The following is a 618-nucleotide window of genomic DNA, read 5'->3' on the forward strand; positions in this document are numbered from 1 at the left end:
TACACCCTCGATTGCGATGAGCCTCTTTCATCGGGCCGTGGTGTGAGGTCCGGGCGCGGCTCGGTGGTCGCGGCTGGTCCGATTCTGCCGTGCGGGTGTGACAGGGTCCCCGCTGTCGTGCGGGGTGGGCGCCGGTTCCTGGTCCGGGGGTCGTCCTGGGGTCGTCGGGGTGGTCGGTGCGGGGTGTCAGCCGGGGGCGAGAGCTCCCAGCCGTTCCAGACCAGCCAGGACGAGTGAGGAGAACGGCGCACGGGCGGCCAGGTGCAGGCGGACTCGCCGGCCGGAGCGGGCCAGGGTCGCGGGGATGGTGAAGAGCCGGAACCGCTGGGCCTTGGGTTCCCAGCGGCGGGCGGGGTGGTCGTGCAGGGCGAGCATGCCCATCCAGGCGGTGATGTCCGCGGCGAGGGCGACGACGGCGCACCAGATGCGGTTGGCGGCGAAGGAGTGCAGGGGCAGGTTGGCCAGGCCGGTGTCCTTGGCGATGCGGATGCGGTCCTCGACGCGGGCGCGGCGGCGGTGGCGCAGCTCCAGGTCCGCGAGCTGGCCCTTGGTCGAGTTGGTGACAAACGCGGTGATCCGCATTCCGTCGACGTCCTCGAACCGCAGCTGCGCGCCGGG

General features: G+C 72.5%; 1 protein-coding gene. It reads right to left on the minus strand.

Annotated elements, in window-relative coordinates; all coding sequences use genetic code 11:
• Positions 1-186 precede the first annotated feature (186 nt).
• Positions 187-618: IS1380 family transposase (locus N869_RS15805; RefSeq protein ID WP_035063297.1), on the minus strand; the 432-nt coding region annotated here is incomplete at its 5' end.

Origin of the sequence: Cellulomonas bogoriensis 69B4 = DSM 16987 (assembly GCF_000767165.1) — a bacterium.
GTDB classification, from domain to species: Bacteria; Actinomycetota; Actinomycetes; order Actinomycetales; family Cellulomonadaceae; genus Actinotalea; species Actinotalea bogoriensis.